This window comes from Pseudomonas sp. ENNP23 (assembly GCF_001728945.1).
GTDB classification, from domain to species: domain Bacteria; phylum Pseudomonadota; class Gammaproteobacteria; order Pseudomonadales; family Pseudomonadaceae; genus Metapseudomonas; species Metapseudomonas otitidis.
This window is the reverse complement of the sequence record NZ_LYSP01000033.1, coordinates 17,151-41,265: the sequence shown is the minus strand read 5'-3', so window position 1 is coordinate 41,265 and position 24,115 is coordinate 17,151. Positions and strand designations below refer to the sequence as shown.

Genomic DNA, 24,115 nt, shown 5'->3' with positions numbered 1-24,115 from the left:
GGGGCGCGGAATACTGGGCCCGTCTTTTCATCAATCCAGGGAAACGGGAGCCTCCATGAGCCTGCGCAACGAACTGATCCGCCAACTGCTGGTGATCGTCAACGCTGACTTCGACTACGTCTCGGACCGCATGCCGGCCCGCCGCCTGCACGAGGCCGAACTGGTCGGTCTGGAGTCCAGGGACCTGCCCCATTCGATCCGATCCTGGTGTGGAGTGGATTTTGCGGGCCTGGCCTGCAAGGGACGGGATGCCACGCTCAGTTCCTGCCGCCTGGCCCGTGCCGATGACGCCCAGGTGTCGATGCTGGTGGACTTCTACCAGCGGGCCTACCTCAGCAGTCCCGCCGCTGCGGAGGCAGCCAGCTACCAGGGTACGCCCATCGTGCGGATGATCGAGGAGCGGGCGACTCAGGATCTGGAGCTGATCGCAGCGCTGGCCGATGGCGGCGAAATCGTCCTTGCCAACCCGACCTTCGAGGGCACCGAGTACTTCGGGCTGGCTGGACACCCGGCGCTGGCCAAGCTGGTCTGGAACAACCTGGTGGGGACCTACACCAGCCTGGGCATGGGCTACATCAACCCGCCGCTGACGGATGAGGAGCGCCTGGCATCCTCGATTATCGACATGGATCACGAAAGCCTTTTCCTGCTCTTCACAAAGCGGGCGCTGGTACTGCAGATTGATGCTGGCACCTCGCTACTGCTTCACGCACTGGACGACAAGGTGCTGCAGGATGTGCGGGACATCCTGCCCGAGGCCCTGGGCCTCTGTGTCTTTCCTCTTCAATGACCCCCTCAGGTGGCCGCAGGGCCGCCGACTCGAACAAGGACGCCAACGGATGGAACACGCAAGAAAAGTGATGGAGATGGCTGGATTCTTCGCCGGTCATGCAGTGCAGAGCGTTTCGGACGGGGAGATGCTCATCCCCATCGTCGGTTACCTCGGGGTGGACCAGAGCTCCCGGATGGTGCGTCTGGCGATGGGCAGCTCGGCAGAAGCCATGCAGGCCGGCGAGGCCCGTATCAGCGAACTGGACGGCGACACCCTGGGCGCGGTGTTCATCCGCGACGGCATGGTGACCCTGCCCACGGGCAAGACCGATTGCCTGATCGCCGATGTGCGCTTTGCCTCCGACCGTGGGCGGCGCTTCCAGTGGTTGCTGCCTTATCGCAATGCCAGCCACGCCTCGGGTTTCGCCGTGCACAAACCCGAGGTCCTGGAGGAGGCGGGCTTTTCCGCGGATGAGATCAAGACACTGGGCCAGGTGTTCTTCAGTGGCATGGAGCGCCACGAGCAGGGCTGGGCGCTGTGGAACGCCCACTACGTTGAACAGGCTGGCGAGAGTTCCGGCTCCGCAGGGCAGGAAAATACCGACTTCAGTGCCGAGGAGTTCCATGCCCTGTGCCGTTCACCGGTGCTGGTGTTCCTGCTGGTGGCGGCCTCCGATGGCAAGTTCGACAAGAAGGAGGTGGAGGCCTTCATGAAGCAACTGGTGGCCCTGGCCGGTTCGGGCAGCCCCTTGTTCTCGCGGGTGGCCACCAACGTCGTCGGCAACGCCCCTGCTCTGTTGCAGGAACTGGTGAGCACGTCGATGGACTATTCGGCAGAGCTGGGGCGCGTCCGTGCGATCCTCCAGGCCCGTGTGGCGGCTGACGATGCGCGAATCTACTGCGAGACCCTGGTGGCGCTGGGCAAGGCCGTGGCCGCGTCGGCCGGCGGCTTCCTGGGCTTTGGTAGCAAGATCAGCAAGCAGGAAAAGGCTGCACTCGAGCACATCGCCTTCAACCTGGGTGTCAGCTACAGCTGAGCCTGAGCGCAGGGGGCGGCTCATGCCCCCTGCCGTCCCCCTGGATTCCTCTGGCCCGCCCTTTGGCGGGCCTTTTCCTGCTCCGCCATGCGGGGCGTTTCGCCTGGATCGACCGATGCAGAACCCGCTGTTTTCCCAGTTGCTCACCCTCTACATGCGGCGCATTCGTGCCAGCGCGGCCGGTGTCGCCACCGAGATCGGCCTCAGCCGCGAGGCGGTCAACAACTGGCGCAACGGGCTGTCTCTGCCCAACCCCAAGTCCCGTGACCGTCTGCTGGCCTGCGCCCGCTACCTGCGTTTGACCGAGGCCGAGACCAATCGCCTGTTCGAAGCGGCGGGTTTCGAGCAGGAGTTTCCTTTGCAGCAGGAAGTGTCCGGTGGTGGCCCTTTTGCGGGTTTCATCGAGGGGCTTTTCGAGCGGCTGGGGCGGCTGGCGCCGTTCCCCATTCTCATGCTCCTGTCCCAGGCCCACTGGGGGCAGCCGCCGTTCCGCCAGGCCCTGCTGGCGCGGGCACGGGCCCTGTACGGCGAGGCGGCGGTGCTGCACGTACAGCCGCCATTCAGCACCAGCACGGCCAGTGCCGACTATTTCTCGGCCATCGGTCGGCAGTGCGGGTTTGCCGAGGTGGGCTCCGACTATGAGTTCGAGGCTGCGCTGGAACGCCGCCTGCTCAATGGCGAGCGGCTGTTCTGTCTGGTCAGTCGTTTCGAGCAGGGCACTGAGGCCCTGCGCGAGACCCTCGCCGGCATCCTGCGCAGCCTCAGCGAGATGCATGGCGGTCAGTTGCACCTGCTGCTCTGTGGTGGCGAGGCCCTGGCGGACCTGAAGTACCGCAGCGGCGACCTGTCGTTGCTGAACATTGCCCAAGTGGTGCATTGGCCGGAAATCGGCCCTGGCGACCTGGAAGCCCTGGCCCTGCAGCGCTGGCCGGGCCGCCCCTTCGATCCGGCTGCGCTGGGTGTGCTGCTGGAAACCACCGGTGGGCACCCGGCGCTGGTGGAGGAGGGGTTGCAGGCCCTGGCCGATCCCGGAGAGGGCCCCTCGGCTGAAACCCTTAACCACCAGTTGATGGGCAGCGAGCGGCTCTGGCAGGCCTTCCTGCCGTTGGCAGAGGAGCCATCGGCGCGCGCTCGCCTGCAGGAGCGCCTGCAGGCTGATGACCTGGGGCGGGCTCATCCATACCTGGCCGATGCTGAGTTGCGTCGGCTGTTCTGGAACAACCTGATCACGGCCCGGGAAACCGAGGCGGGGGCGCGCCTGCAGTGGCGCTCCAGTGTGATCCGCGAGGCCGGGCTGAAGGTGATCGACGCATGCTCCGGGCGCTGATCCGTCGCCCGGGTGCCGTTCGGCTGGTACTGGTGGCCTTGGCCACGCTGTTCCTGGGCAGTCTGGTGCTGACCCCTCACCTCAATCCGTTCAGTCGGGGCCGTGTGCTGGCGATCAATGCCATGGACCGGGTCTGGGGCGATGTGATGGACGTGCGCCGCAAGCTGATGGATGTCCAGCAGATCGAAGGGGACTGGCCGGCAGACATCACGCCCTACCTGCTCCCGGCGAACCGCAGCAGCGTGCGTATCGAGTCGCCTGCGCCCTATCGCCTGGTGGTGACGGTGGTGGATCAGGACGAGCTGGGCACCCTGGCGGGCACGCAGATGATTCTCGACTTCGACCGGCAACTGAACATGTCCAGTTGCCGACCGGGCAACCCGCCGTTCCCCCAGGGCTATCTGCCCCTGAACTGCCAGGAGGCGGACAAGGCGCGGGTCCCCATCATCGATACCCTGCATGCGGTGGTGATCGCCTGCGGTGTGCTGTTCGCTATTGCGACGCTGTTGTTGCTGCTCCGCCACCCGCTGTTGATGCCGGTGCAGATGCAGCCGTCCCGGCTGCTGCGCCTGCCGGTGGGGCAACTGCTTCGGTTGGACCGTCTGCTGGGCCTGCTGGGGCGCCGAGAGTCGACGCTGATGGCAGCCGGAACCAATGCCGGTCGCTGGCGGCAGGCCCTGACCTATGCGCGGGGCACGGCCTCGCAGCGCCTGGGTGCCCTGGCCTTGCGCCTGGGAGCGGAGTACCGGCCGAGCAGCGGCTGGAGCCTCCCGGGGGTGATGGGGGAGTGGCTGTTCAAGGGCGAGTTGCCGGTGTCCATGGACCGCTGCCTGGTCTACCTGCCGGAGCCGGGGCTGGCCGAAGAGTTGCTGCTGCAGCACCTGCGCGCCCAGCAGACCGGGCTCGACGTGATGCTGGTGGTGCGCGAGGAGGCAGGCGAGGCCCTGCGGGACCATTGCGCCGATCCCGCCAACCTGCTGGTGCTGGTGGATGGGGCCGCGCAGACCGAGCTGTTGCTGGCGGCGCGGCCCATCGAGGTGCTGCTGCGCTTGCTGGCGGCCCAACTGCGGGTGACGCGCATCTCGCCCTACCAGACCCGTGGGGGCGTGGTGCGTCAGGGCTCGTTCTTCGGGCGGGCACAGATGCTGGCCCGCGTGCTCAACCGGGAGCCGGCCAACTACCTGGTGGTGGGCGGCCGGCAACTGGGCAAGAGCAGCCTGCTGAAGGCCGTGCAGCGCCGCTTGCAGGACCATCCTCACCTGGCCTGCCATTATGTTTCATTGCGTGATCACCGCCTGGCGCCGCGCCTGGCCCTGCAGTTCGAGCTGCCTGCCGAAACGGCGCTGGAGCAGGTGGTGGAGCACCTGGCTGCGCAGTGCGTGGGCAAGCGGCTGTTCCTGCTGATCGACGAGGCGGACCTGTTCTTCCGGGACGAGGCGCAGCGCGGTTATGGGCAGCTTTCCACCCTGCGGGCGCTGAGCGAGGAGGGGCGCTGCTGGTTCATGCTCGCCGGCTTCTGGGACCTCTACGCCACGGCCGTGCTGGACTACCAGTCGCCGCTGCGCAACTTCGGCGAGGTGCTGACGGTGGGGGCGCTGGAAGTGGAGGCGTGCCGGGAGCTGGCTCGGGTGCCGCTGGAGCTGTTACGGCTGGGGTTTGCCAGCGATTCGCTCATCGAGGACCTGGTGGAAGCCAGTGGGCGCCGGGCCAACCTGGTGGCGATTCTCTGCCAGGAATGCCTGGAAGGCTTGCAGCCGGGTGAGCGGGCCATCGAACGCCGGCACCTGCAGGCGGCCTTCGCCTCCCAGGCTGTTCGTGAGGCGCTGGCAGGTTGGGGGCAGCTCAGCCACGACGAGCGCGCCTGCCGTCTGGACCGGATTCTGGTCTACCGGGTGGCCAGCAGCGGTGCGGTTCGTCTGGCTGACCTGGTGGAACTCTTCCGGGGGCGTGGCGTTCGGATCGAGGCGGATGAATTGCAGCGTTCACTTTCGCGCCTGTTGCTGGCTTATGTGCTGCAGCGCGAGGCGGGGGCCTACGGGTTTGCCGTGCCGCTGCTGGCCCTCCAGTTCGACGCCGATGAGGCGCGTGTGCTGCTGGATCAGGAGCTGCAGGCGCTGGTGCTGCAACCCGTCTGAGCGGGCCTTTGTCGCTGCGCGACGGGGGCGGGGCCGGTAGAATCCCCGCTTTCCGTTTCGCTTCGTTCAAGGATGAGGTCATGCGCCATCGCCTGTTGTCGTTCGTGTTCCTGCTCTGCGCAGGCTCTGGGGTGCAGGCTGCATCGGTGTCCTACACCCGTGATGTGCAGCCCATCTTCGAGAAGAAGTGTGTGGCCTGCCATGCCTGCTATGACTCGCCCTGCCAGTTGAACCTGGGCAGTGCAGAAGGTGCCGTCCGCGGGGCCACCAAGCAGCCTGTCTATGACGGCACGCGGACAAGAGCCCAGCCCACCACGCGCCTCTATTTCGACGCGCACGGTGAGGCGGCCTGGCGGCAGAAGGATTTTTACTCGGTGCTCAACGGCCAGGGGAGCCAGGCCGCCCTGATGGCCCGCATGCTGGAGCTGGGCCAGAACAACCCGCCCACACCCAATGCGAAGCTGCCGGAGGACCTGGATATCGGTATCAACCGGCAGAACCAGTGCCCGACGCCTGCCGAGTTCGACGACTATGTGCGGCGTTACGCCCATGCCGGCATGCCCTTCGCGGTGACCGGGCTGGATGTGCAGGAGTACCAGACCCTCCAGCGCTGGTTGGGCGCCGGGGCACCGGTGGAGGAGCTGGCACCGCTGCCGACGCCGAGCGAGGCGGCCCAGGTGGCACAGTGGGAGGCGCTGCTCAATGCCCCAGGCGCCCGTGAGGTGCTGGTGGGGCGCTGGTTGTTCGAGCACCTGTTCCTGGCGCACCTGTATTTCGATGGTGGGCGCAGTGGCCACTTCTTCCAGTTGGTGCGCTCGCGCACGCCCAGTGGCCAGCCCATCGACCCCATTGCCACCCGCCGGCCGAACGATGACCCCGGCACCACCTTCTACTACCGGATGTGGCCGATCCAGGGGGCCATCGTCCACAAGACCCACATCACCTACCCGCTGAGCGCGGAGAAGATGAAGCGGGTCCGCGAGCTGTTTTTCTCCAGCAACTGGAACACCGACAAGGTGCCGGGCTACGGGGCTCAGCGCCGTGCCAATCCGTTCGAGACCTTCGAGGCGATTCCGGCACGGGCTCGCTACCAGTTCATGCTGGATGACGCGGAGTACTTCGTTCGCACCTTCATCCGCGGCCCGGTGTGCCGGGGGCAGATCGCCACGGACGTGATCCGTGACAACTTCTGGGCGATGTTCCAGGACCCGGCGCACGACCTGTACGTCACCGATGCCGCTTACCGGGGCCAGGCCACGCCGCTGTTGGCGATGCCGGGGCAGTTCGACGACATCGGCAGTCTGCTGGGCCTGTGGTTGAGCTACCGGGACAAGCGCAACGCCTACGAGAGCCTGCGCCAGGAAGCCTATGCGGCGGCTCCGCCACCCACCTGGAACGACATATGGGCGGGCAACGACAATGCGCTGCTGTCGATCTACCGCCAGTTCGACAGCGCGTCGGTGCGCAAGGGGCTGATCGGACAGGTGCCGCAGACGATGTGGCTGATGGACTACCCGCTGCTGGAGCGCACCTACTACCAGTTGGTGGTCAACTTCGACGTGTTCGGCAATGTCTCCCACCAGGCGCAGACCCGGCTCTATTTCGACCTGATCCGCAACGGCGCGGAGGTTAACTTCCTGCGCCTGATGCCGGCAGCATCGCGGGATGGGCTGCTGGATGACTGGTACCAGAACAGCGGCAAACTGAAGATGTGGCTGGACTACGAGTCCATCGACAACGACACCCCGACCGGGCTGTTCCTGCCGGTGGAGGGTGCCAAGGGCGCCTTTGCCGCTGAGCTGGTCAAGCGCTTCGAGGGGCTCAACGCCCGGCCGGACCCGATCAACCGCTGCACCGCGAACTGCTACCGCCCGGGCATTGACCCGGCGTTACAGAACGCCGAGCAGACGCTGAGCCAATTGGTCAGTCGCCCGGCGGCAGGGCTGCGGGTGATCGAGCAGTTGCCCGAGGCGACCTTGCTGAGGGTGGAGCTGCCCAACGGCAAGCGCGAGGTCTACAGCGTGCTGCGCAACCGCGCCCACAGCAACGTGGCCTTCATGATGGGCGAGCAGCTCCGTTACCAGCCCGGCCTGGACACCCTGACCATCTACCCGGGCGTGCTCACCAGCTACCCGAACTTCATCTTCGCTCTGCGCGCCGACGAGGTGCCGGACTTCGTCACCGCCCTGGGGCGGGTGAAGGACACGGCAGCCTTCGACAAGGTGGTGGAGCGCTGGGGCATCCGCCGTAGTCATCCGCAGTTCTGGTTCTACTTCCATGACCTGTCGGCCTACATCCGCGAGACCGAGCCGGTGGAGGCGGGCGTGCTGGACATGAACCGCTACCAGAACCTCTGAGGCGCGCTGCAGCGCTCTTTCCACCGGGAAGAGCGCTGTCTGGAGCCCGGGCTGAGCTAATCGGGAATAATTCCTACTAAATTACTGGGACTTTATCCGTCGGACCGGATTGGCGTACACTGCGCGCCATGTTCGCGAGGAGTTGCCATGAGCGCCATCACCATTACCCAGGCAGCCCAGGATTATCTGGCTGACCTGCTGTCGAAGCAGAACACCCCCGGCATCGGTATCCGTATCTTCATCACCCAGCCCGGCACCCAGTACGCCGAGACGTGCATCGCCTACTGCAAGCCCAGCGAGCAGAAGCCCGAGGATATGCCCCTGGCCCTGGCGTCCTTCACGGCGTGGATCGATGCTGTCAGCGAGCCCTTCCTCGAAGACGCGGTAGTGGACTACGCGACCGACCGCATGGGGGGTCAACTGACCATCAAGGCGCCGAACGCCAAGGTGCCGATGGTCAACGAGGACAGCCCGCTCAACGAACGCATCGACTACTACCTGCAGACCGAGATCAACCCCGGCCTGGCCAGCCACGGCGGCCAGGTGAGCCTGGTGGATGTGGTCGAGGAAGGCATCGCCGTGCTGCGTTTCGGCGGCGGCTGCCAGGGCTGCGGCATGGTCGACATGACGCTGAAGGACGGTGTCGAGAAGACGCTGATGGAGCGCATCCCCGAGCTTAAGGGCGTGCGTGACGTCACTGACCACAGCAACCGCGAGAACGCCTACTACTAAGGCGTTGCGTGAAGCAGAGAGAGGCAGCCTACGGGCTGCCTTTTTCGTTCTCGGGATTGGGGGCAATTGCAGTCGAGGCTGCTGCCTCGTTGGGCCCGGCGTGGTTGTCGCCAGCGCGTGAGTCGGCGCGCGGGGCGATGGCCTGGCCGAGGATGTCCAGAACGCGCTGCAGGCCTTCGGGCGTCGGTGTCCGGTGAGTGCGCACATCCATGCTGTATTCGACGCTGTACGTGCGGCTTGTGTCGTTGCCTTTGACATCAGGCGATGGCACAGCCACCGGCGCGCTGATCGTCCCCCAGACCGGCTCGCCCGAGACGGGGCTGGACAGGTCGATGCCCAGCAGTGGGGGTTCATGCGCCGCCGTTTCGGTGGCGCTGGAGGCATCGGGCGGGTTGGGTATCGGCTTCGACATCGTGCTGGGCCTTGTGGTTGGGGTGGGCCGGTAGCGGGCAACTCTAGCCGCTGGCAGGCCGGCCGGCGAGCAAGACGGCGGTGCTCAGTGCGCCTTGTGCGGGCGAACGCCGGCTGCCAGCAAGGCGATGACCAGCAGCGGCAGCATGCCGAGGTTCACGGCGGCCCAACCCAGGCCGGTGATGAGGGCGCCGGAGGCGAAGGACGCGCAGGCTGCCACCAGGCTGTTGCTCAGCTCCATCAGGGCCTGGGCCTGGCCCCGCTCGGCACTGTCGTGGCCTTCCGCAAGCAGGGTGGTGCCGGCGACTAGCATGAGGTTCCACCCCAGGCCGAGGCACATCGAGCTGACCAGGAAATGGCTGCGTGCCAGGCCCGTGAGGGCGGTGGTTGCGCTGATCGCCAGCAGCAGGATGCCGAGCCGTGCCACCTGGCGGCTGCCGAAGCGGTCCACCAGAGGGCCGGCGGCGAACGCCGGGAGGAACATGCCCAGGACGTGCCAGCGGATCACTTCCGAGCCTTCTTCGATCGACAGCCCGCACAGGCTCATGGCCAGGGGCGTGGCGTTCATCACCAGGATCATCAAGCCGTGCCCGATGGCGGTGGTGGCGATGGCTGCGCGCACCAAGGGGCGGGCCAGCAGTGCGCGTGTCGAGGCCCAGCCGGTTCGTGGGGCAGGGGGTGCATCGCCTTCACGCAGGCGATGAAGCAGCAGCAGGGCGAGCGCGGCCAGTGCCGCGATGGCGAGGTAGGCGCCGACGAAGGGTGTCGGCAGGGCGTTGCGCGACCACAGCGCCAGGCTGGGTGCCAGCAGGGCGGCGCAGATGCCGCCGCCGATCACGTAGGCGGTGGCACGGCTCTTCTGCTCCGGCAGGACCGCTTCCTGAGCGGCGAAGCGGTAGTACATCGCCGAGGCCTGGTAGGCACCGATGGGCAGGGCGCCCAGGCACAGCAGGCTGAAGTCGCCGAGCCAGACCCCCAGGGCGCTGACCAGGCCGCCGAGGATGCCCCCGGCCGCTCCAAGCATCAGGCCCGGGCGGCGGCCGTGGCGTTGCATGAACACCGACAGCGGCTGCACGGCGAGCAAGTTGCCCAGCACCAGCAGTGCCAGCGGCAGGGTGGCGAGGGCGTTGGCCGGCGCGAGTTGGAGGCCGATCAGCGCGGTGAGGGTGATGCCGATCAGCGAGCAGCTCCAGTACAGCGCTTGGCAGGCGAACAGCAGGCGGATTCCGGGGTTGCTCAGCAGAAGGGGCATGCGATGGCCTACCAGTATTTGGGGTAGCGGGCCTCGCGGCTCACGTTGTTGTAGAGCAGGGCGACGAGGACCAGAAGCAGCGCGCCGCTGAGAGTGGGGTAGAGCAGAAAGTCCCAGCCGGGTTGAAGCAGGAAGATGATCACCGGGTTGGAGCCGGCCGGTGGGTGCACGGTGCGGGTCACCATCATCAGGGCGATGGCACTGCCGACGGCCAGGGCAATGGCCCACCAGTGGGGCCCGCAGAGGGCCAGGAATCCCAGGCCTACCAGGCTGCTGAGGACGTGGCCGAGCACCACGTTGCGTGGCTGCGAGAAGGGGACGTCGGGGAAGCCGAAGACCAGTACGCAGGAGGCGCCGAAGGAGCCCAGCAGCAGGCTGAGGGTGAGGGCGTCGCCCAGGCCGGCGATGCCGGCAATGGCCAGCACGCCGCCGAGCCAGGCGAGGATCACCTGGCGCGAGGCGGGGCGAGGGGGCAGGGCGGCGGCGTCGCCCCGGAGTTTCTTGGCGAATTCGAGCATGGTGACTCCAGCTTAGGCGCGCTTCAGGCAGCCATCGGGGTGGTGGATGCGTTGGGTGGACGGTGGATTGGCCGCCAGCTTCGCGTTGGGCCGTATGGGGCGGTTCACCAGCGTGCCGGCGCAGTTGGGGCAGCGCCCGTCCAGGTGGCCTTCGGCGCAGTCACGGCAGAAGGTGCATTCGAAGGAGCAGATCATGGCGTCGGTGGCGGCTGGCGGCTGGCGGCTGGCGGCAGGTCCTTGTCGTTGGGGCGCAGTTCGAGCATCGCGGTTCTCCGGGTCAGGAGCGGCCGAAGCGCTCGGCGTATTCCTGGGGGCTGATGGACAGGTGTTTGTGGAAGGTGCGGCGCAGGTTCTCGGGGTGACCGAAGCCGGTGAGGCGGGAGACGGTCGAGATGGATGCCTGGGCGTCCTGCAGCAGGGTGCGTGCAGCCTCCAGGCGCACACGCTCGACGTACTGGCCGGGCCCCATGCCCAGCTCCTGGCTGAAGAGTCGGGAGAGGGTGCGTGGCGACAGGTTCGCCTGGCTGGCGAGGGTGTCGAGGCTGAGGTCCTCGCCGAGGTGGAGGGGGATCCATTCCAGCAGGGCGGCGAGGCGTGATGTGCGGTGCGGGTCCGGTGCCAGCAGCGGGCTGAACTGCGCCTGGCCGCCGGGGCGCCGCAGGAAGAGCACCAGGCGCCGGGCGACTGCCAGTGCGATGGAGCGGCCGAGGTCGGCTTCCACCAGGGCGAGGGCCAGGTCGATGCCGGCGGTGACCCCGGCCGAGGTGAAAACATGGGGATCGCCGTCGCGGCCGCTGGCGTCGAAGGTGTGCAGGCGGTCGCCCTGCACGTCCACGGCTGTATGGCAGCGCAGTGTGTCGACGTCGGACCAGTGGGTGGTGGCGGCCCGGCCGTCCAGCAGGCCGGCGGCCGCAAGAATGAGTGCACCGGAGCAGATCGAGCCGAGGCGGCGGACCTTGGGTTCGGCATCACGCAGCCAGTCAAGGAGGGGCGTGTGGCTGCGCAGCGGCTCAACGCCGAAACCGCCCGGGATGAGCAAGGTGTCGAGGGTTTCCGCCGGGCAGTTGCTGCAGGCCTGCTCCGCCAGCAGGGCAAATCCGGCTGAGGTGCGCACCGGCCCAGCCTCCAGGCCGAGCAGGAGGATGCGGTAGAGCGCGGGCAGGCCCTGGCGCTCTCGCTCGACATTGGCGGACGCGAACACCTGCAGAGGGCCGGTCACGTCGAGGCTCATCACATCGGGGAAAGCCAGGCAGGCGATGGTCAGTGGGGTGTCCATGGCGTTCGCTTCAGAGGGGGACGCCATCAGTGTGGAGGTCGGAGGTCTTGGCGACAACGACAACAAGCCCACGGATCTTGCCAATCCGCTGCTTGGGAAAGAGGGGGGGAGGTAGAGGGGGAATCAGGTCAGCGGCGAGCCGTGTGGGCGGCTCGCCGGCGCAGTGGGCACGGCGCGGAAGAGGGTTACTCCGGCATATTCCACGGGTCGAGGCGGTAGCCCTGGCGCGACAGCTCCTCGCGGGACTGCTTGAGGACGCTGGCCAGTTGGGCCGGGTCGGTGTAGGTGCTGGTGCTGAGCTTCGAGCGGCCCAGCAGGCGGGTGCTGGTGCGGTCGATCACGCTGATGCTGAGTTCGCCATTGCCATCCTGGGGTGCCCAGGCGACGCACTGGAAGGGTTGAAAGGCGCGGCCGGCGATGATCAAGGCTTCGTTGACGCGGAGCGGAGCGTTCATTGGGGGATTCTCTCCATATTGTGCCCAAGGGTTGACTTGCCCGCTGCCAGTGTGGCTGGGCGCTGTCGTGGATATGGATGGCTGATTCCCCGCTATAAGTCACAGCCAGTCGCGCTTTGGAAAGAATTTGTCGCCAGGATGAATGGTGCGCTGTGCGCGCGTCGCATTTCTGTCATCTGGCAGAGGGGGAGGGATTGGAAAGCATGGGTTTCCGGCGGGCACGGGGCGCTATGATGCGGGCCTTGTCCCGGTTGCTTTCAAGGTGGGTTCCTTGCTCCGTTCCCGATTCGTTGTCTGTTCCCGCCAGGTCGTGATGGCCTGTTTCGTCCCCGTCCTGCTGGCAGCCTGTGCGGGACATGATCCCGCCGATGATCCACGCGTTCGAGCGCTGCCGATGGTGGTGGAGCTGAGCAGCGTGCCGTTCTTCCCCCAGCAGACCTTCCAGAGTGCGCCGGCTTCCCTGGCTGCGCTGTTTGGTTTTCAGGGAGAAACGGTGACGCCAGGGATGGTGGAGAAGGCGTTGCAGTTGCCTGAAGCCGAGGCGTCGCTTGCCCAGAGGATTCCTGTCGTCGCCCACCAGCATGGTCTGTTGGTGTACCCGCTCGATAAGCGTCTGGAGGACCTGCTGGTCCAGGTGGCGGCCGGCAATCCGGTGCTGGTGCATGTGCGCCAGGGCTATGGTTGGCTGCCGTCGTGGCGTTATGCGGTGCTGGTCGGGTTCGACCGGGAGCGTGAGGTGGTGCTGTTGCGGTTGGCCGGTGATCGTCGGGCCCAGGTCGGGTTTGCCGAGTTCGCGGCAGACTGGGCGGCGGCTGGGCAGTGGGCCGTGCTGCTGCAGGCGCCCAACGTGCTGCCGGTGGCTGCCGACGTGGCTCGCTGGCGGGAGGCGGCGGATGCGCTGGAGGCTGCGGGTCAGGTGGATGCGGCGGACATGGCGAGGAAACAGGTGCGCTGAATATGCATCGTCCCAATGAAAACGGCGCCCTGTGGCGCCGTTTTCATTCAAGGATGGAGCATCAGAAGCCCAGCTTGTCGCGCAGGCTGTAGTACCAGGCGCCGAGGGCGCTGAACGGTACCTGGAACAGGTGGCCGCCGGGGAACGGGTAGTGCGGCAGGCTGGCGAAGGCGTCGAAACGCTCGGCCTGGCCGCGCAGCGCCTCGGCCAGCACCTTGCCGGCGAGGTGGGTGTAGGTGACGCCGTGGCCACTGCAGCCCTGGGAGTAGTAGATGTTGTCGCCAAGACGACCCACCTGGGGCAGGCGGGACAGGGTCAGCAGGAAGTTGCCGGTCCAGGCGAAGTCGATCTTCACGTTCTTCAGTTGCGGGAAGGTCTTGAGCATCTTCGGGCGGATGATGGCTTCGATGTTCGACGGATCGCGCGCACCGTAGACCACGCCACCGCCGTAGATCAGGCGGTTGTCGCCAGAGAGGCGGAAGTAGTCCAGCAGGTAGTTGCAGTCTTCCACACAGTAATCCTGGGGTAGCAGGCTGCGGGCCATTTCGTCCGAAAGCGGCTCGGTGGTGATCACCTGGGTGCCGCACGGCATCGATTTGGCCATCAGTTCCGGCAACAGGTTGCCCAGGTAGGCGTTGCCGGCGACGACGACGAACTTGGCCTTTACCGACCCCTTGGGGGTATAGACCACCGGGTTGTCGCCACGCTCGACGCGGATCGCGGGGCTTTGCTCGTGGATCACGCCGCCCAGGGACTCCACCGCCGCCGCCTCGCCGAGGGCCAGGTTCAGCGGGTGGATGTGGCCGCCGCTCATGTCGAGCATGCCGCCAATATAGTTCTCACTCGCCACCACTTCGCGGATGCGCTTGGCGTCCAGCAGTTCCAGCTGGGTGTGGCCGTAGCGCTCCCAGAGCTTCTTCTGGGATTCCAGGTGGCCCATCTGCTTGGCGGTAAAGGCGGCGAACACGCCACCGTCCTTCAGGTCACATTTGATGTCGTACTTGGCGATGCGCTCGCGAATGATGCGTCCGCCTTCAAACGCCATCTGGCCAAGCAGTTGGGCCTGCTTGGGGCCGACGGTGCGTTCGATGACATCGATGTCACGGCTGTAGCTGTTGACGATCTGGCCGCCGTTGCGTCCCGATGCGCCGAAGCCGACCTTGGCCGCTTCCACGACGGTGACCTTGAAGCCGTTCTCCAGCAGGAAGAGGGCGGTGGAAAGGCCGGTATAGCCCGCGCCGATGATGCAGACGTCTGTCTGCGTCTCGCCTTCCAGTTCCGGACGGGCTGGAACCGGGTTGGCGGAGGCGGCGTAATAGGATTGAGGGTAGGGAGTGTGCGTCATCTTGAATCTCTGTTTTTTATTTTTTACGGATGGCGGGATGCTACCCGAGTTGAAAATGGCCGGCTAGCCTCCGTGCAAGATAATTGACGAGGGGCTGAACAGTAAAAGCTCCACTTTTTCAGTCAGTTAGCTAAAAAAGTTGTTGACACCAAAATTTAACCCCGTAGAATGCGCACCCATCGAAGGCACATAGCTCAGTTGGTTAGAGCACCACCTTGACATGGTGGGGGTCGTTGGTTCGAGTCCAATTGTGCCTACCAAATACAGCCGAGAGGCTTAGCAAAAAGGGCGATCCGAAAGGATCGCCCTTTTTGTCTTTGGCTTTGTGGTCACGCTTCAGGCTGCCGCGATATGGCTGATCAGCATGCCGTGGGCAATCGTATAAAGATTGCCGTTCGCCTTGAGGGTAAGTGGCTCTCGGCTGAGGATTCGGCCACCGCTCTGGATCAGTTCGTCAATATGCGCACGCAGTGCGAGGTATCTCCGTTGCTCTTTCATTGTGCGCCCTCCCGAGAGTGGCGGATGACTTGATTGAGCATATGGTGGGCGTGTGGCCTGTCAGGTCGTGGTGCGGGATTTGTGTGATCTGTGTCTCGTTCTGGTGTGAGTTGCGGATGGGCGGCGGGTCTGCATGAGGTGCCGCTGGGTAAATGCTCTGTGAGGACCAATTCCTGCTTGTCACTGTGCTGTGTTTCTGGAAGCATTCGCGTTCCCCGAAACACCTCCAGTGACCCTGGTTCGGTCAGGTTGGCCTGAAAGGGCTCTGCCATCGTGTGGCAGGCATACCGCCGGATCATTTACTGGCTCATCCCAACCCATGTGGCCTTTGGTAGAGGTCACCACTAGGAGAGGAGGCGCCATGCCCATCATTACTCTTCCCGACGGCAGTCAGCGTTCGTTCGATAAACCCGTTTCCGTGCTCGAGGTGGCTCAGTCCATCGGTGCTGGTCTGGCCAAGGCCACGCTGGCGGGTCGGGTCAACGGCAAATTGGTCGATGCTTGTGACCTGATCGAAGCCGACGCCACCCTGCAAATCATCACGCCGAAGGACGAGGAGGGGGTGGAGATCATCCGTCACTCCTGTGCTCACCTGGTCGGGCATGCGGTTAAGCAGCTCTATCCCAGTGCCAAGATGGTCATTGGGCCGGTGATTGACGAGGGCTTCTATTACGACATCGCGTTCGAGCGTCCCTTCACGCCGGACGACATGGCGGCCATCGAGAAGCGCATGGCCGAGCTGATCGACAAGGATTACGACGTCATCAAGAAGTTGACGCCGCGTGCGGAGGTGATCGAGACCTTCAAGGCACGAGGCGAGGAGTACAAGCTGCGCCTGGTCGATGACATGCCAGACGAGAAGGCCATGGGCCTCTACTTCCATGAGGAGTACGTGGACATGTGCCGTGGCCCGCACGTGCCGAACACGCGTTTCCTCAAGGCCTTCAAACTCACCAAGATTTCGGGTGCCTACTGGCGCGGCGACTCCAAGAACGAGCAGCTGCAGCGTGTCTATGGCACTGCCTGGGCCGACAAGAAGCAGCTGGCTGCTTATGTCCAGCGCATCGAAGAGGCCGAGAAGCGGGATCACCGCCGTATCGGCAAGCAGCTGGATCTCTTCCATCTCCAGGAAGAAGCGCCGGGCATGGTGTTCTGGCACCCCAATGGCTGGACCGTCTATCAGGTGCTTGAGCAGTACATGCGTCAGGTTCAGCGTGAGCACGGCTATGTCGAGGTGCGGACGCCCCAGGTGGTCGATCGCATCCTGTGGGAGCGCTCCGGTCACTGGTCCAACTACGCCGAGAACATGTTCACCACGGCGTCCGAGAGTCGCGATTACGCCGTGAAGCCGATGAACTGCCCGTGCCACGTGCAGATCTTCAATCAGGGGCTGAAGTCCTACCGCGATCTCCCTCTGCGCCTGGCCGAGTTCGGCGCCTGCCACCGCAACGAGCCGTCGGGTGCGTTGCACGGCATCATGCGTGTGCGCGGCTTCACTCAGGACGATGCGCACATCTTCTGCACCGAAGAGCAGGTGAAGAAAGAGGCTGCGGACTTCATCAGGCTCACCTTGCAGGTCTATTCCGATTTCGGCTTCAGTGATATTTCCATGAAGCTCTCGACTCGCCCGGCCAAGCGCGTGGGGTCCGAGGAGTTGTGGGATCGGGCTGAGGGGGCTCTGGCTGACGCGCTGAACGAGTCGGGCCTGGCTTGGGAGTACCAGCCGGGCGAGGGGGCCTTCTACGGTCCGAAGATCGAGTTCACCCTCAAGGACTGCCTGGGTCGTAACTGGCAGTGCGGTACCCTGCAGTATGATCCGAACCTGCCCGAGCGCCTGGATGCCAGCTATATCGCCGAAGATAACAACCGCAAACGCCCGGTCATGCTGCATCGCGCGATCCTGGGGTCCTTCGAGCGCTTCATCGGCATGCTCATCGAACACTATGCAGGGTCGTTCCCGGCCTGGCTGGCGCCGACTCAGGCGGTGATCATGAATATCACCGACAAACAGGCGGATTTTGCCCTTGAGGTCGAAAAGACTCTCAACCAAAGCGGGTTCCGTGCCAAGTCCGACTTGAGAAACGAAAAAATCGGCTTTAAAATCCGCGAGCATACTTTGCTCAAGGTTCCCTACCTCCTGGTTATCGGAGATAGGGAAGTTGAGACACGATCCGTTGCTGTGCGCACCCGTGAAGGCGTCGATCTGGGCTCCATGCCCCTCGAGCAATTCGTCACCACGCTCGCGCAGACGGTTTCCCGGCGTGGTCGCCAAGAATCGGAGTAATCACTATTAAGCGTGAAATGAGACAAGATAAACGAGCTGCACCCAAGGCCCCGATCAACGAGAACATCACGGCTCGAGAGGTGCGACTTATTGGTGCAGACGGCCAGCAAATTGGCGTCGTCTCGATCGATGAAGCGCTTCGCGCTGCTGATGAAGCAAAGCTGGACCTCGTAGAGATCTCGGCAGATGCGGTACCGCCTGTCTGCCGGATCATGGACTACGGCAAGCACCTCTTCGAGAAGAAGAAGCAGGCCGCTGCAGCCAAGAAGAATCAGCACCAGCAACAGATCAAAGAGATCAAGTTTCGTCCAGGGACGGAAGAAGGGGATTACCAGGTAAAACTACGCAACCTGGTACGTTTCCTTAATGATGGGGACAAGGCCAAGGTATCGCTTCGATTCCGCGGCCGTGAGATGGCTCACCAGGAGCTGGGTATGGAACTGCTGAAGCGGGTCGAAACCGACCTCGCTGAAATCGGAACCGTCGAACAGCATCCCAAGCTGGAAGGACGCCAGCTGATGATGGTCATCGCTCCCAAAAAGAAAAAGTAACCACCAGGGCACTGGCAGGCCTTGCGGTTATGCGTAATCACTCAATGCGGAGTATCCGAACATGCCAAAGATGAAAACCAAGAGCGGTGCAGCCAAGCGTTTCCTCAAGACCGCTTCCGGCTACAAGCACAAGCACGCTTTCAAGAGCCACATCCTGACCAAGATGTCCACCAAGCGTAAGCGTCAACTTCGCGGTAGCGAACTGATGCATCCGTCGGACAAAGCAAAAGTCGAGCGCATGCTGCGCGTTCGTTAATCGGTCAAGACTAGAGGAATACACTCATGGCTCGTGTTAAGCGTGGCGTTATCGCTCGTGCTCGTCACAAAAAAATTCTGAAACTCGCCAAAGGCTACTACGGTGCTCGCTCTCGCGTGTTCCGCGTTGCCAAGCAAGCGGTAATCAAGGCAGGCCAGTACGCCTACCGTGACCGCCGTCAGCGCAAGCGTCAGTTCCGCGCTCTGTGGATCGCTCGTATCAACGCTGGTGCTCGTCAGAACGGTCTGTCCTACAGCCGTCTGATCGCTGGCCTGAAAAAAGCGGCCATCGAGATCGACCGCAAGGTTCTGGCCGATCTGGCAGTGAACGAAAAAGCGGCGTTTGCTGCGATTGTCGAGAAAGCTAAGGCCGTTCTGGCTTAAGTCCCCGACAATCACCGGGCCATCCCGGTGCTGAACGTCACCAATAGGGGAAGGGCCTTGGCTCTTCCCCTATTTCGTATCTGGAGTCAGTAAATGGAAAATCTGGATGCGCTGGTCTCTCAAGCGCTTGAGGCCGTGCAACAAACCGAAGACGTGAATGCTCTCGAACAGATTCGCGTTCAGTACCTCGGCAAGAAAGGCGAGCTGACCCAGGTGATGAAGACCCTGGGTGACCTGCCTGCAGACGAGCGGCCCAAGGTCGGTGCGCTGATCAATGCCGCCAAAGAGCGCGTCCAGGACGCCCTCAATGCCCGCAAGGACTCGCTTGAGCAAGCTGTATTGGCAGCCAAGCTCGCGGCCGAGCGGATCGATGTCACCCTTCCGGGGCGCGGCCAGGTATCTGGCGGCCTGCATCCGGTTACCCGTACTCTCGAGCGCGTCGAGCAATTCTTCACCCGCATCGGCTACGGCATTGCCGAAGGCCCGGAGGTCGAAGACGACTATCACAACTTCGAAGCGCTCAACATTCCCGGCCACCATCCTGCCCGGGCGATGCACGACACCTTCTATTTCAACGCCAATATGTTGCTGCGCACCCACACCTCCCCGGTCCAGGTGCGCACCATGGAGTCCCAGCAGCCGCCGATCCGCATCGTCTGCCCCGGCCGCGTATACCGCTGTGACTCGGATATCACGCATTCGCCGATGTTCCACCAGGTCGAAGGCCTGCTGGTCGATGAAGGCATCAGCTTCGCTGACTTGAAAGGCACCATCGAGGAGTTCCTCCGTGTCTTCTTCGAGAAGGACCTGGGCGTGCGTTTCCGCCCCTCGTTCTTCCCCTTCACCGAGCCGTCCGCTGAAGTCGACATGCAGTGCGTCATGTGTTCCGGCAAGGGCTGCCGCGTCTGCAAGCAGACCGGCTGGCTGGAAGTGATGGGTTGCGGCATGGTCCACCCCAATGTTCTGCGCATGTCTGGAATCGATCCCGAGAAATATCAGGGTTTTGCCTTCGGCATGGGCGTCGAGCGTTTGGCCATGCTGCGTTATGGCGTCAACGATTTGCGCCTGTTCTTCGACAACGACCTGCGCTTCCTCGCGCAATTCCGCTAGGTCGTAGTCCACGTAACGAATTCCTCAGGAGAGCAGGATGAAATTCAGTGAACAGTGGCTGCGGAGCTGGGTAAGCCCGCAGGTATCCCGCGACGAGCTGGTGGCTCGTCTGTCGATGGCCGGCCTGGAAGTGGACAGCGTCACACCTGTTGCCGGTGCGTTCAGTGGCGTTGTGGTGGGCGAGGTGCTCAGCACCGAGCAACATCCTGATGCCGACAAGCTGCGTGTATGCCAGGTCAGCAATGGCAGCGAGACCTTCCAGGTGGTGTGCGGTGCGCCCAACGTGCGTCCCGGCCTGAAGATCCCCTTCGCCATGATCGGTGCCGAGCTTCCAGGTGACTTCAAGATCAAGAAAGCCAAGCTTCGCGGCGTCGAATCCTTCGGCATGCTCTGCTCTGCCAGTGAGCTGCAGATCAGCGACGAGAACGCCGGCCTGATGGAACTGGCTGCCGATGCGCCGGTTGGGCAAGACATCCGGGTCTACCTCGGTCTGGATGATGTCGTCATCGAACTGGGCCTCACGCCTAACCGTGGCGATTGCCTCAACATGTCGGGTCTGGCCCGTGAAGTGGGCGCGCTGTACGCGGCACCTGTCACTCCTGTCGCGGTCAGCCCGGTCGCACCGACTCACGACGAAGTTCGCCCGGTGGACGTGCTGGCACCGAAGGCTTGCCCTCGCTATCTCGGTCGGGTGGTGCGCAATGTCGACCTCTCCAAGCCCACTCCGTTGTGGATGATAGAGCGCCTTCGCCGGGCGGACGTGCGCAGCATTGATGCAGCCGTCGATATCACCAACTACGTGATGCTCGAGCTCGGTCAGCCGATGCACGCGTTCGATCTTGCCGAAATCAATGGCGGCATCCGCGTGCGCATGGCGGAGGAGGGAGAGAAGCTCGTCCTGCTCGATGGCCAGGAGGTCAGCCTGCGTGGTGACACCCTCGTCATCGCCGACCACAGCCGTGCCCTGGCTATCGCAGGGGTAATGGGGGGCGAGCACAGCGGCGTCAGCGACAAGACCCGCGACCTGTTCCTCGAGGCTGCTTTCTTCGACACCATCGCCGTTGCTGGCAAGGCCCGCTCCTATGGCCTGCACACCGACTCCTCGCATCGCTTCGAGCGTGGTGTGGACTGGCAGCTTGCCCGCCAGGCCATGGAGCGCGCCACAGCACTGCTGCTGGAGATTGTGGGTGGCGAAGCTGGCCCGATCATCGAGGCTGTAAGTCAGGCAGATCTCCCGAGCGTTGCCCCTGTCATCCTGCGCGCCGAGCGTATTGCCCAGATGCTGGGCATGGAGATGGATGCCGCCGAGGTCGAGCGCTTGCTTACCGCACTGGGTCTGGGCGTCACCTCCGTTGCGCCGGGTCAGTGGAAGGTCGCGGTGCCCAGTCACCGCTTCGACATCAGCCTGGAAGTGGACCTGATCGAAGAGCTTGGTCGCCTCTATGGCTACAACCGCCTGCCGGTTCGCTACCCGCAAGCGCGCCTCGCGCCTCGCGCTCGTGCCGAATCTGCAATCGAGCTGCCGGCCTTGCGTCGCCTGCTGGTTGCCCGTGGCTACCAGGAAGCGATCACCTACAGCTTCATCGATCCCAAATTGTTCGAGCTGTTCAATCCTGGTGCCAAGCCGCTCATGCTGGCCAACCCCATCTCCAATGACATGGCTGCCATGCGCTCGTCGCTGTGGCCAGGTTTGGTCAAGGCGCTGCAGCATAACCTCAACCGTCAGCAGAGCCGTGTTCGCCTGTTTGAAAGTGGCCTTCGCTTCGTCGGCCAGCTCGAAGGGCTGAAGCAGGAAGCGATGATTGCCGGTGTCGTCTGTGGCAAACGCCTGCCGGAAGCCTGGGCCCATGGCCGTGAAGGTGTGGATTTCTATGACGTCAAGGCCGACGTCGAGGCGCTGCTGGGGGCGGCGGGCGCGTTGGGCGCATTCAGCTTCGTGCCGGGCGAGCACCCGGCGCTGCATCCGGGGCAAACCGCTCGCATCGAACGAGATGGCAAGCTGGTTGGCTACCTCGGCGCCATTCACCCCGAACTGGCCAAGAGCCTTGATCTTGACCAGCCCGTCTACCTCTTCGAACTCGTGCTGGCTGAGGTCATGAGTGGACGCCTGCCGACGTTCAGCGAGCTGTCGCGCTTCCCCGAAGTGCGTCGTGATCTGGCCGTTCTGGTTGATCGTGAAGTTGCCGCTGAAGCCGTCCTCAATACGATTCGCGAAGCCGCTGGGGAGTGGTTGACGGACCTCAGGCTATTTGACGTCTATCACGGTAAAGGTATTGATCCGCTTAGAAAAAGCCTGGCCGTCGGCTTGACCTGGCAACATCCATCGCGCACTCTTAACGACGATGAGGTGAACACCACAACCCAGAACATCGTCACCTCGCTGGAAGGTAGGTTCAACGCCACGTTAAGGAAGTAGCGTATGGGGGCTCTGACGAAAGCTGAGATGGCTGAACGTCTGTATGAAGAGCTTGGCCTGAACAAACGGGAAGCCAAGGAACTGGTCGAACTGTTTTTCGAGGAAATCCGTCAGGCGCTGGAGCAGAACGAACAGGTGAAGTTGTCCGGTTTCGGCAACTTTGACCTGCGCGACAAACGCCAGCGCCCCGGACGCAATCCGAAGACAGGCGAGGAAATTCCGATCACGGCACGCCGTGTCGTGACGTTCCGTCCGGGCCAAAAACTGAAAGCCAGAGTTGAAGCTTATGCTGGAACCAAGTCATAACGACGAACTGCCACCTATTCCTGGCAAGCGTTATTTCACCATTGGCGAGGTCAGCGAGCTCTGTGCAGTCAAGCCCCATGTGCTGCGTTACTGGGAGCAGGAATTCCCCCAGCTCAACCCAGTCAAGCGGCGGGGTAACCGCCGCTACTACCAGCGCCAGGATGTGCTGATGATTCGGCAGATTCGGGCGCTGTTGTACGATCAGGGCTTTACCATCGGCGGAGCGCGTCAGCGTCTCTCCGGTGACGAAGCCAAGGATGACACTACCCAGTACAAGCAGCTGATACGGCAGATGATTGCCGAGCTTGAAGACGTCCTCGTCGTACTGCGCAAGTGAAAAAAATCCAAAAAAAACCTTCCACAATTCAAAAGCTTAAAGTATAGTTCGCGTCGTTCCGGTAACGGAGCTAGCAACAAATGTCGGGGCGTAGCGCAGCCTGGTAGCGCACTTGCATGGGGTGCAAGGGGTCGAGTGTTCGAATCACTCCGTCCCGACCATATTTAGAGAAAGGCCCAAGTCGAAAGACTTGGGCCTTTTTCGTTTGTTTGGTCTGTTGTACCAAGGGAGCTTTGCATTACAGGTAGCGCTGCAGAACTCTTCGCGCTAGTGAAGTCCGCTGCTAACGATAAGTAAGCCCATGTGTGGTAGATCAAGTACAGGGGCCGGTTAATACGGCCGGCCACGACGACTCCTGTGTCTTCGCTGTGGATGGATCTATATGGCCTTCTGTAGATAAGCCCAAGCCCAGCTGCATCGGCTTGATCGAATATCACCCCCACTAATTATTACAAACCCGCTGCACGGCTGCTTTCGCAGCCCGGAGATCGAACAGCTCCGGATCGAACGAGCCACCCGCCCACTCCAGTGCCTCCCGACCAGCAGGGCTGGTGGGGGAGTGGATGCTCTGCAAGAACGCCATGTACCCATGTGGCCCGCCTACGTCCTCCGGCGGACATGCGCCGGCTCCGTCCAGCAGCTCGCACCAGGCCCCCGTATCCTTGCACGGCCGGACAGATTCCACTGCGATCACATGCAGCCATTCATCCCCGAAGTCGTAGATGTACTGCATCCGGTCCCCTGGTTTAAGCGCACGCCGCACCTTCACTCGGCGATCGTCCGCTGTTCCGGCTTCCGGCAGTCCTATGTCTGGGTCAGGTGGCAGGTAGTGGTCGATGCCATTGGCGAACTCATGCAGATGGCGGCTCTCCCAGCCGAATGCTGCCTGGATGAAGTGGTGCAGCCGTCGCAGCGAACAATCCCCCGTTACCGCCAGCCGCCGCCAGACGGGTGGAAGCACCATCAGGGGAGCCAACTGAACATGCAGCACATACATCGATGGAGTCGCTGCCATTCATTCTTCCTGTTGCCCTGGCTTTGAGCAGGAGCTGTCCGTACGTGTTCCGAGGCTCGTCAGGGAGCCGCTCTTGATTGCAGACTAGGGAATGTCGACCAGGCTACGGGCTTAAGCAAGGTTTTCTGGGAAGCAAGGCCTGCACATTCGGATGCGAGGCGAGGGGGATTGATACCGGGCGATGGGGTGACGCGTTGCTACGGCTGTCGGCGGCGTCCTTCGTGTGGGAACGGGTCCTGTTGGGCAACCTGGGGGTGTTCGCTTTGAGCTGGGTGCTTGTGCTTGAGGAGCGTATGCGGCTGTTTGATGGCTGTTGTTGGGCTGAAGCCCACCCCATGTGCCGTATAGCTCGTCGGACCTCCGGCGGGTCTACTTTCCCTGTTCGCTC

The 24,115-nt window shown here is 63.5% G+C and carries 24 protein-coding genes and 2 tRNA genes; 17 read left to right on the top strand and 9 right to left on the bottom strand.

Going from position 1 to position 24,115, the window contains the following annotated elements:
• Positions 1–55: 55 nt before the first annotated feature.
• The 6 genes from A9G05_RS18415 (at position 56) to nfuA (ending at position 8,359) form a co-directional block, all read left to right on the top strand.
• The gene (locus A9G05_RS18415; RefSeq protein WP_069562347.1) at positions 56–790 is read left to right on the top strand and encodes a hypothetical protein; all 735 of its coding nucleotides are present in this window, start codon (positions 56–58) and stop codon (positions 788–790) included.
• A 49-nt stretch (positions 791–839) separates the two neighbouring features.
• Entirely contained in the window at positions 840–1,808 is a 969-nt protein-coding gene (locus A9G05_RS18410) for a hypothetical protein (protein WP_139131185.1), read from the top strand.
• A gap of 115 nt (positions 1,809–1,923) precedes the next feature.
• Positions 1,924–3,135 carry a transcriptional regulator gene (locus A9G05_RS18405; protein WP_069562345.1) on the top strand — a complete coding sequence of 404 codons (1,212 nt, stop codon included), beginning with the start codon at positions 1,924–1,926 and terminating at the stop codon, positions 3,133–3,135.
• Positions 3,120–5,270: an AAA family ATPase gene (locus A9G05_RS18400; protein ID WP_069562344.1), complete on the top strand. Its 2,151-nt coding sequence runs from the start codon at positions 3,120–3,122 to the stop codon at positions 5,268–5,270. Before A9G05_RS18405 ends, A9G05_RS18400 begins: the two co-directional genes overlap by 16 nt.
• Positions 5,271–5,350: 80 nt before the next feature.
• A complete protein-coding gene (locus A9G05_RS18395) occupies positions 5,351–7,627 on the top strand; it encodes a fatty acid cis/trans isomerase (RefSeq protein WP_069562343.1) in 2,277 nt (758 codons plus the stop codon).
• A gap of 147 nt (positions 7,628–7,774) precedes the next feature.
• Positions 7,775–8,359, top strand: coding sequence for a Fe-S biogenesis protein NfuA (nfuA, locus tag A9G05_RS18390; RefSeq protein ID WP_069562342.1), 585 nt, complete (start codon positions 7,775–7,777; stop codon positions 8,357–8,359).
• A 28-nt stretch (positions 8,360–8,387) separates the two neighbouring features.
• Here nfuA and A9G05_RS27345 read toward each other — a convergent pair whose 3' ends face one another.
• From A9G05_RS27345 to A9G05_RS18360, 6 genes are all read right to left on the bottom strand, one after another.
• Entirely contained in the window at positions 8,388–8,771 is a 384-nt protein-coding gene (locus A9G05_RS27345) for a hypothetical protein (RefSeq protein WP_139131184.1), read from the bottom strand.
• Positions 8,772–8,855: 84 nt separating this feature from the next.
• Positions 8,856–10,022, bottom strand: coding sequence for an MFS transporter (locus A9G05_RS18380; protein ID WP_069562340.1), 1,167 nt, complete (start codon positions 10,020–10,022; stop codon positions 8,856–8,858).
• 8 nt (positions 10,023–10,030) lie between these two features.
• The gene (locus A9G05_RS18375) at positions 10,031–10,540 is read right to left on the bottom strand and encodes an HPP family protein (protein ID WP_069562339.1); all 510 of its coding nucleotides are present in this window, start codon (positions 10,538–10,540) and stop codon (positions 10,031–10,033) included.
• Between the two features lie 12 nt (positions 10,541–10,552).
• The gene (locus tag A9G05_RS18370) at positions 10,553–10,735 is read right to left on the bottom strand and encodes a DUF1272 domain-containing protein (RefSeq protein WP_256548466.1); all 183 of its coding nucleotides are present in this window, start codon (positions 10,733–10,735) and stop codon (positions 10,553–10,555) included.
• Positions 10,736–10,817: 82 nt separating this feature from the next.
• The gene (locus A9G05_RS18365) at positions 10,818–11,816 is read right to left on the bottom strand and encodes a GlxA family transcriptional regulator (RefSeq protein WP_069562338.1); all 999 of its coding nucleotides are present in this window, start codon (positions 11,814–11,816) and stop codon (positions 10,818–10,820) included.
• A 185-nt stretch (positions 11,817–12,001) separates the two neighbouring features.
• Positions 12,002–12,271 (bottom strand): hypothetical protein, encoded by a 270-nt coding sequence (locus A9G05_RS18360; RefSeq protein WP_069562337.1) that lies wholly within the window; start codon positions 12,269–12,271, stop codon positions 12,002–12,004.
• Positions 12,272–12,542: 271 nt separating this feature from the next.
• Here A9G05_RS18360 and A9G05_RS18355 point away from each other — a divergent pair, with 271 nt between their 5' ends.
• Positions 12,543–13,226, top strand: coding sequence for a PA2778 family cysteine peptidase (locus A9G05_RS18355; protein WP_240924554.1), 684 nt, complete (start codon positions 12,543–12,545; stop codon positions 13,224–13,226).
• 61 nt (positions 13,227–13,287) lie between these two features.
• Here the strand turns inward: A9G05_RS18355 and A9G05_RS18350 are convergent, their stop codons facing one another.
• On the bottom strand, positions 13,288–14,571 hold the full coding sequence (locus tag A9G05_RS18350; protein ID WP_069562336.1) for an FAD-binding oxidoreductase: 1,284 nt from the start codon (positions 14,569–14,571) through the stop codon (positions 13,288–13,290).
• 183 nt (positions 14,572–14,754) lie between these two features.
• On the opposite strand from A9G05_RS18350, the gene A9G05_RS18345 reads away from it, so the two are divergent.
• Positions 14,755–14,831: transfer RNA gene (locus A9G05_RS18345), tRNA-Val, on the top strand.
• Positions 14,832–14,907: 76 nt separating this feature from the next.
• Here A9G05_RS18345 and A9G05_RS27695 read toward each other — a convergent pair.
• A complete protein-coding gene (locus A9G05_RS27695) occupies positions 14,908–15,069 on the bottom strand; it encodes a hypothetical protein (RefSeq protein ID WP_165665163.1) in 162 nt (53 codons plus the stop codon).
• Between the two features lie 361 nt (positions 15,070–15,430).
• Here A9G05_RS27695 and thrS point away from each other — a divergent pair, with 361 nt between their 5' ends.
• The 9 genes from thrS (at position 15,431) to A9G05_RS18300 (ending at position 22,873) form a co-directional block, all read left to right on the top strand.
• On the top strand, positions 15,431–17,353 hold the full coding sequence (gene thrS / locus A9G05_RS18340; protein ID WP_069562335.1) for a threonine--tRNA ligase: 1,923 nt from the start codon (positions 15,431–15,433) through the stop codon (positions 17,351–17,353).
• Complete coding sequence (infC, locus tag A9G05_RS18335) at positions 17,353–17,904, top strand: translation initiation factor IF-3 (RefSeq protein WP_170832300.1); 552 nt, start codon at positions 17,353–17,355, stop codon at positions 17,902–17,904. Before thrS ends, infC begins: the two co-directional genes overlap by 1 nt.
• A 61-nt stretch (positions 17,905–17,965) precedes the next feature.
• Entirely contained in the window at positions 17,966–18,160 is a 195-nt protein-coding gene (rpmI, locus tag A9G05_RS18330; RefSeq protein ID WP_044401775.1) for a 50S ribosomal protein L35, read from the top strand.
• A gap of 26 nt (positions 18,161–18,186) precedes the next feature.
• Positions 18,187–18,543 carry a 50S ribosomal protein L20 gene (gene rplT / locus A9G05_RS26730; protein WP_044874620.1) on the top strand — a complete coding sequence of 119 codons (357 nt, stop codon included), beginning with the start codon at positions 18,187–18,189 and terminating at the stop codon, positions 18,541–18,543.
• Between the two features lie 93 nt (positions 18,544–18,636).
• On the top strand, positions 18,637–19,653 hold the full coding sequence (gene pheS / locus A9G05_RS18320; protein ID WP_069562333.1) for a phenylalanine--tRNA ligase subunit alpha: 1,017 nt from the start codon (positions 18,637–18,639) through the stop codon (positions 19,651–19,653).
• Between the two features lie 37 nt (positions 19,654–19,690).
• Entirely contained in the window at positions 19,691–22,069 is a 2,379-nt protein-coding gene (gene pheT / locus A9G05_RS18315; protein ID WP_069562332.1) for a phenylalanine--tRNA ligase subunit beta, read from the top strand.
• A 3-nt stretch (positions 22,070–22,072) separates the two neighbouring features.
• Positions 22,073–22,375 carry an integration host factor subunit alpha gene (gene ihfA, locus A9G05_RS18310; protein WP_044401787.1) on the top strand — a complete coding sequence of 101 codons (303 nt, stop codon included), beginning with the start codon at positions 22,073–22,075 and terminating at the stop codon, positions 22,373–22,375.
• A complete protein-coding gene (locus tag A9G05_RS18305; RefSeq protein WP_044401789.1) occupies positions 22,356–22,712 on the top strand; it encodes a MerR family transcriptional regulator in 357 nt (118 codons plus the stop codon). The genes ihfA and A9G05_RS18305 overlap by 20 nt, the downstream gene beginning before the upstream one ends.
• An 84-nt stretch (positions 22,713–22,796) precedes the next feature.
• Positions 22,797–22,873, top strand: a tRNA-Pro gene (locus A9G05_RS18300).
• 281 nt (positions 22,874–23,154) lie between these two features.
• Here the strand turns inward: A9G05_RS18300 and A9G05_RS18295 are convergent.
• The gene (locus A9G05_RS18295; protein WP_069562331.1) at positions 23,155–23,727 is read right to left on the bottom strand and encodes a plasmid pRiA4b ORF-3 family protein; all 573 of its coding nucleotides are present in this window, start codon (positions 23,725–23,727) and stop codon (positions 23,155–23,157) included.
• Positions 23,728–24,115 lie beyond the last annotated feature (388 nt).

Bases quoted from the DNA above. Each gene is read 5' to 3' on its own strand.
- A9G05_RS18360 (WP_069562337.1), bottom strand. From the start codon at position 12,271: ATGAACGCTCCGCTCCGCGTCAACGAAGCCTTGATCATCGCCGGCCGC.
- A9G05_RS18350 (WP_069562336.1), bottom strand. From the start codon at position 14,571: ATGACGCACACTCCCTACCCTCAATCCTATTACGCCGCCTCCGCCAAC.
- pheS (WP_069562333.1), top strand. From the start codon at position 18,637: ATGGAAAATCTGGATGCGCTGGTCTCTCAAGCGCTTGAGGCCGTGCAA.
- rpmI (WP_044401775.1), top strand. From the start codon at position 17,966: ATGCCAAAGATGAAAACCAAGAGCGGTGCAGCCAAGCGTTTCCTCAAG.
- A9G05_RS18405 (WP_069562345.1), top strand. From the start codon at position 1,924: ATGCAGAACCCGCTGTTTTCCCAGTTGCTCACCCTCTACATGCGGCGC.
- A9G05_RS18375 (WP_069562339.1), bottom strand. From the start codon at position 10,540: ATGCTCGAATTCGCCAAGAAACTCCGGGGCGACGCCGCCGCCCTGCCC.
- A9G05_RS18370 (WP_256548466.1), bottom strand. From the start codon at position 10,735: ATGATCTGCTCCTTCGAATGCACCTTCTGCCGTGACTGCGCCGAAGGC.
- A9G05_RS18295 (WP_069562331.1), bottom strand. From the start codon at position 23,727: ATGGCAGCGACTCCATCGATGTATGTGCTGCATGTTCAGTTGGCTCCC.
- A9G05_RS18415 (WP_069562347.1), top strand. From the start codon at position 56: ATGAGCCTGCGCAACGAACTGATCCGCCAACTGCTGGTGATCGTCAAC.
- thrS (WP_069562335.1), top strand. From the start codon at position 15,431: ATGCCCATCATTACTCTTCCCGACGGCAGTCAGCGTTCGTTCGATAAA.
- A9G05_RS18395 (WP_069562343.1), top strand. From the start codon at position 5,351: ATGCGCCATCGCCTGTTGTCGTTCGTGTTCCTGCTCTGCGCAGGCTCT.
- A9G05_RS27345 (WP_139131184.1), bottom strand. From the start codon at position 8,771: ATGTCGAAGCCGATACCCAACCCGCCCGATGCCTCCAGCGCCACCGAA.
- ihfA (WP_044401787.1), top strand. From the start codon at position 22,073: ATGGGGGCTCTGACGAAAGCTGAGATGGCTGAACGTCTGTATGAAGAG.
- pheT (WP_069562332.1), top strand. From the start codon at position 19,691: ATGAAATTCAGTGAACAGTGGCTGCGGAGCTGGGTAAGCCCGCAGGTA.
- A9G05_RS18380 (WP_069562340.1), bottom strand. From the start codon at position 10,022: ATGCCCCTTCTGCTGAGCAACCCCGGAATCCGCCTGCTGTTCGCCTGC.
- nfuA (WP_069562342.1), top strand. From the start codon at position 7,775: ATGAGCGCCATCACCATTACCCAGGCAGCCCAGGATTATCTGGCTGAC.
- A9G05_RS18305 (WP_044401789.1), top strand. From the start codon at position 22,356: ATGCTGGAACCAAGTCATAACGACGAACTGCCACCTATTCCTGGCAAG.
- A9G05_RS18410 (WP_139131185.1), top strand. From the start codon at position 840: ATGGAACACGCAAGAAAAGTGATGGAGATGGCTGGATTCTTCGCCGGT.
- A9G05_RS18365 (WP_069562338.1), bottom strand. From the start codon at position 11,816: ATGGACACCCCACTGACCATCGCCTGCCTGGCTTTCCCCGATGTGATG.
- A9G05_RS18400 (WP_069562344.1), top strand. From the start codon at position 3,120: ATGCTCCGGGCGCTGATCCGTCGCCCGGGTGCCGTTCGGCTGGTACTG.
- A9G05_RS27695 (WP_165665163.1), bottom strand. From the start codon at position 15,069: ATGAAAGAGCAACGGAGATACCTCGCACTGCGTGCGCATATTGACGAA.
- rplT (WP_044874620.1), top strand. From the start codon at position 18,187: ATGGCTCGTGTTAAGCGTGGCGTTATCGCTCGTGCTCGTCACAAAAAA.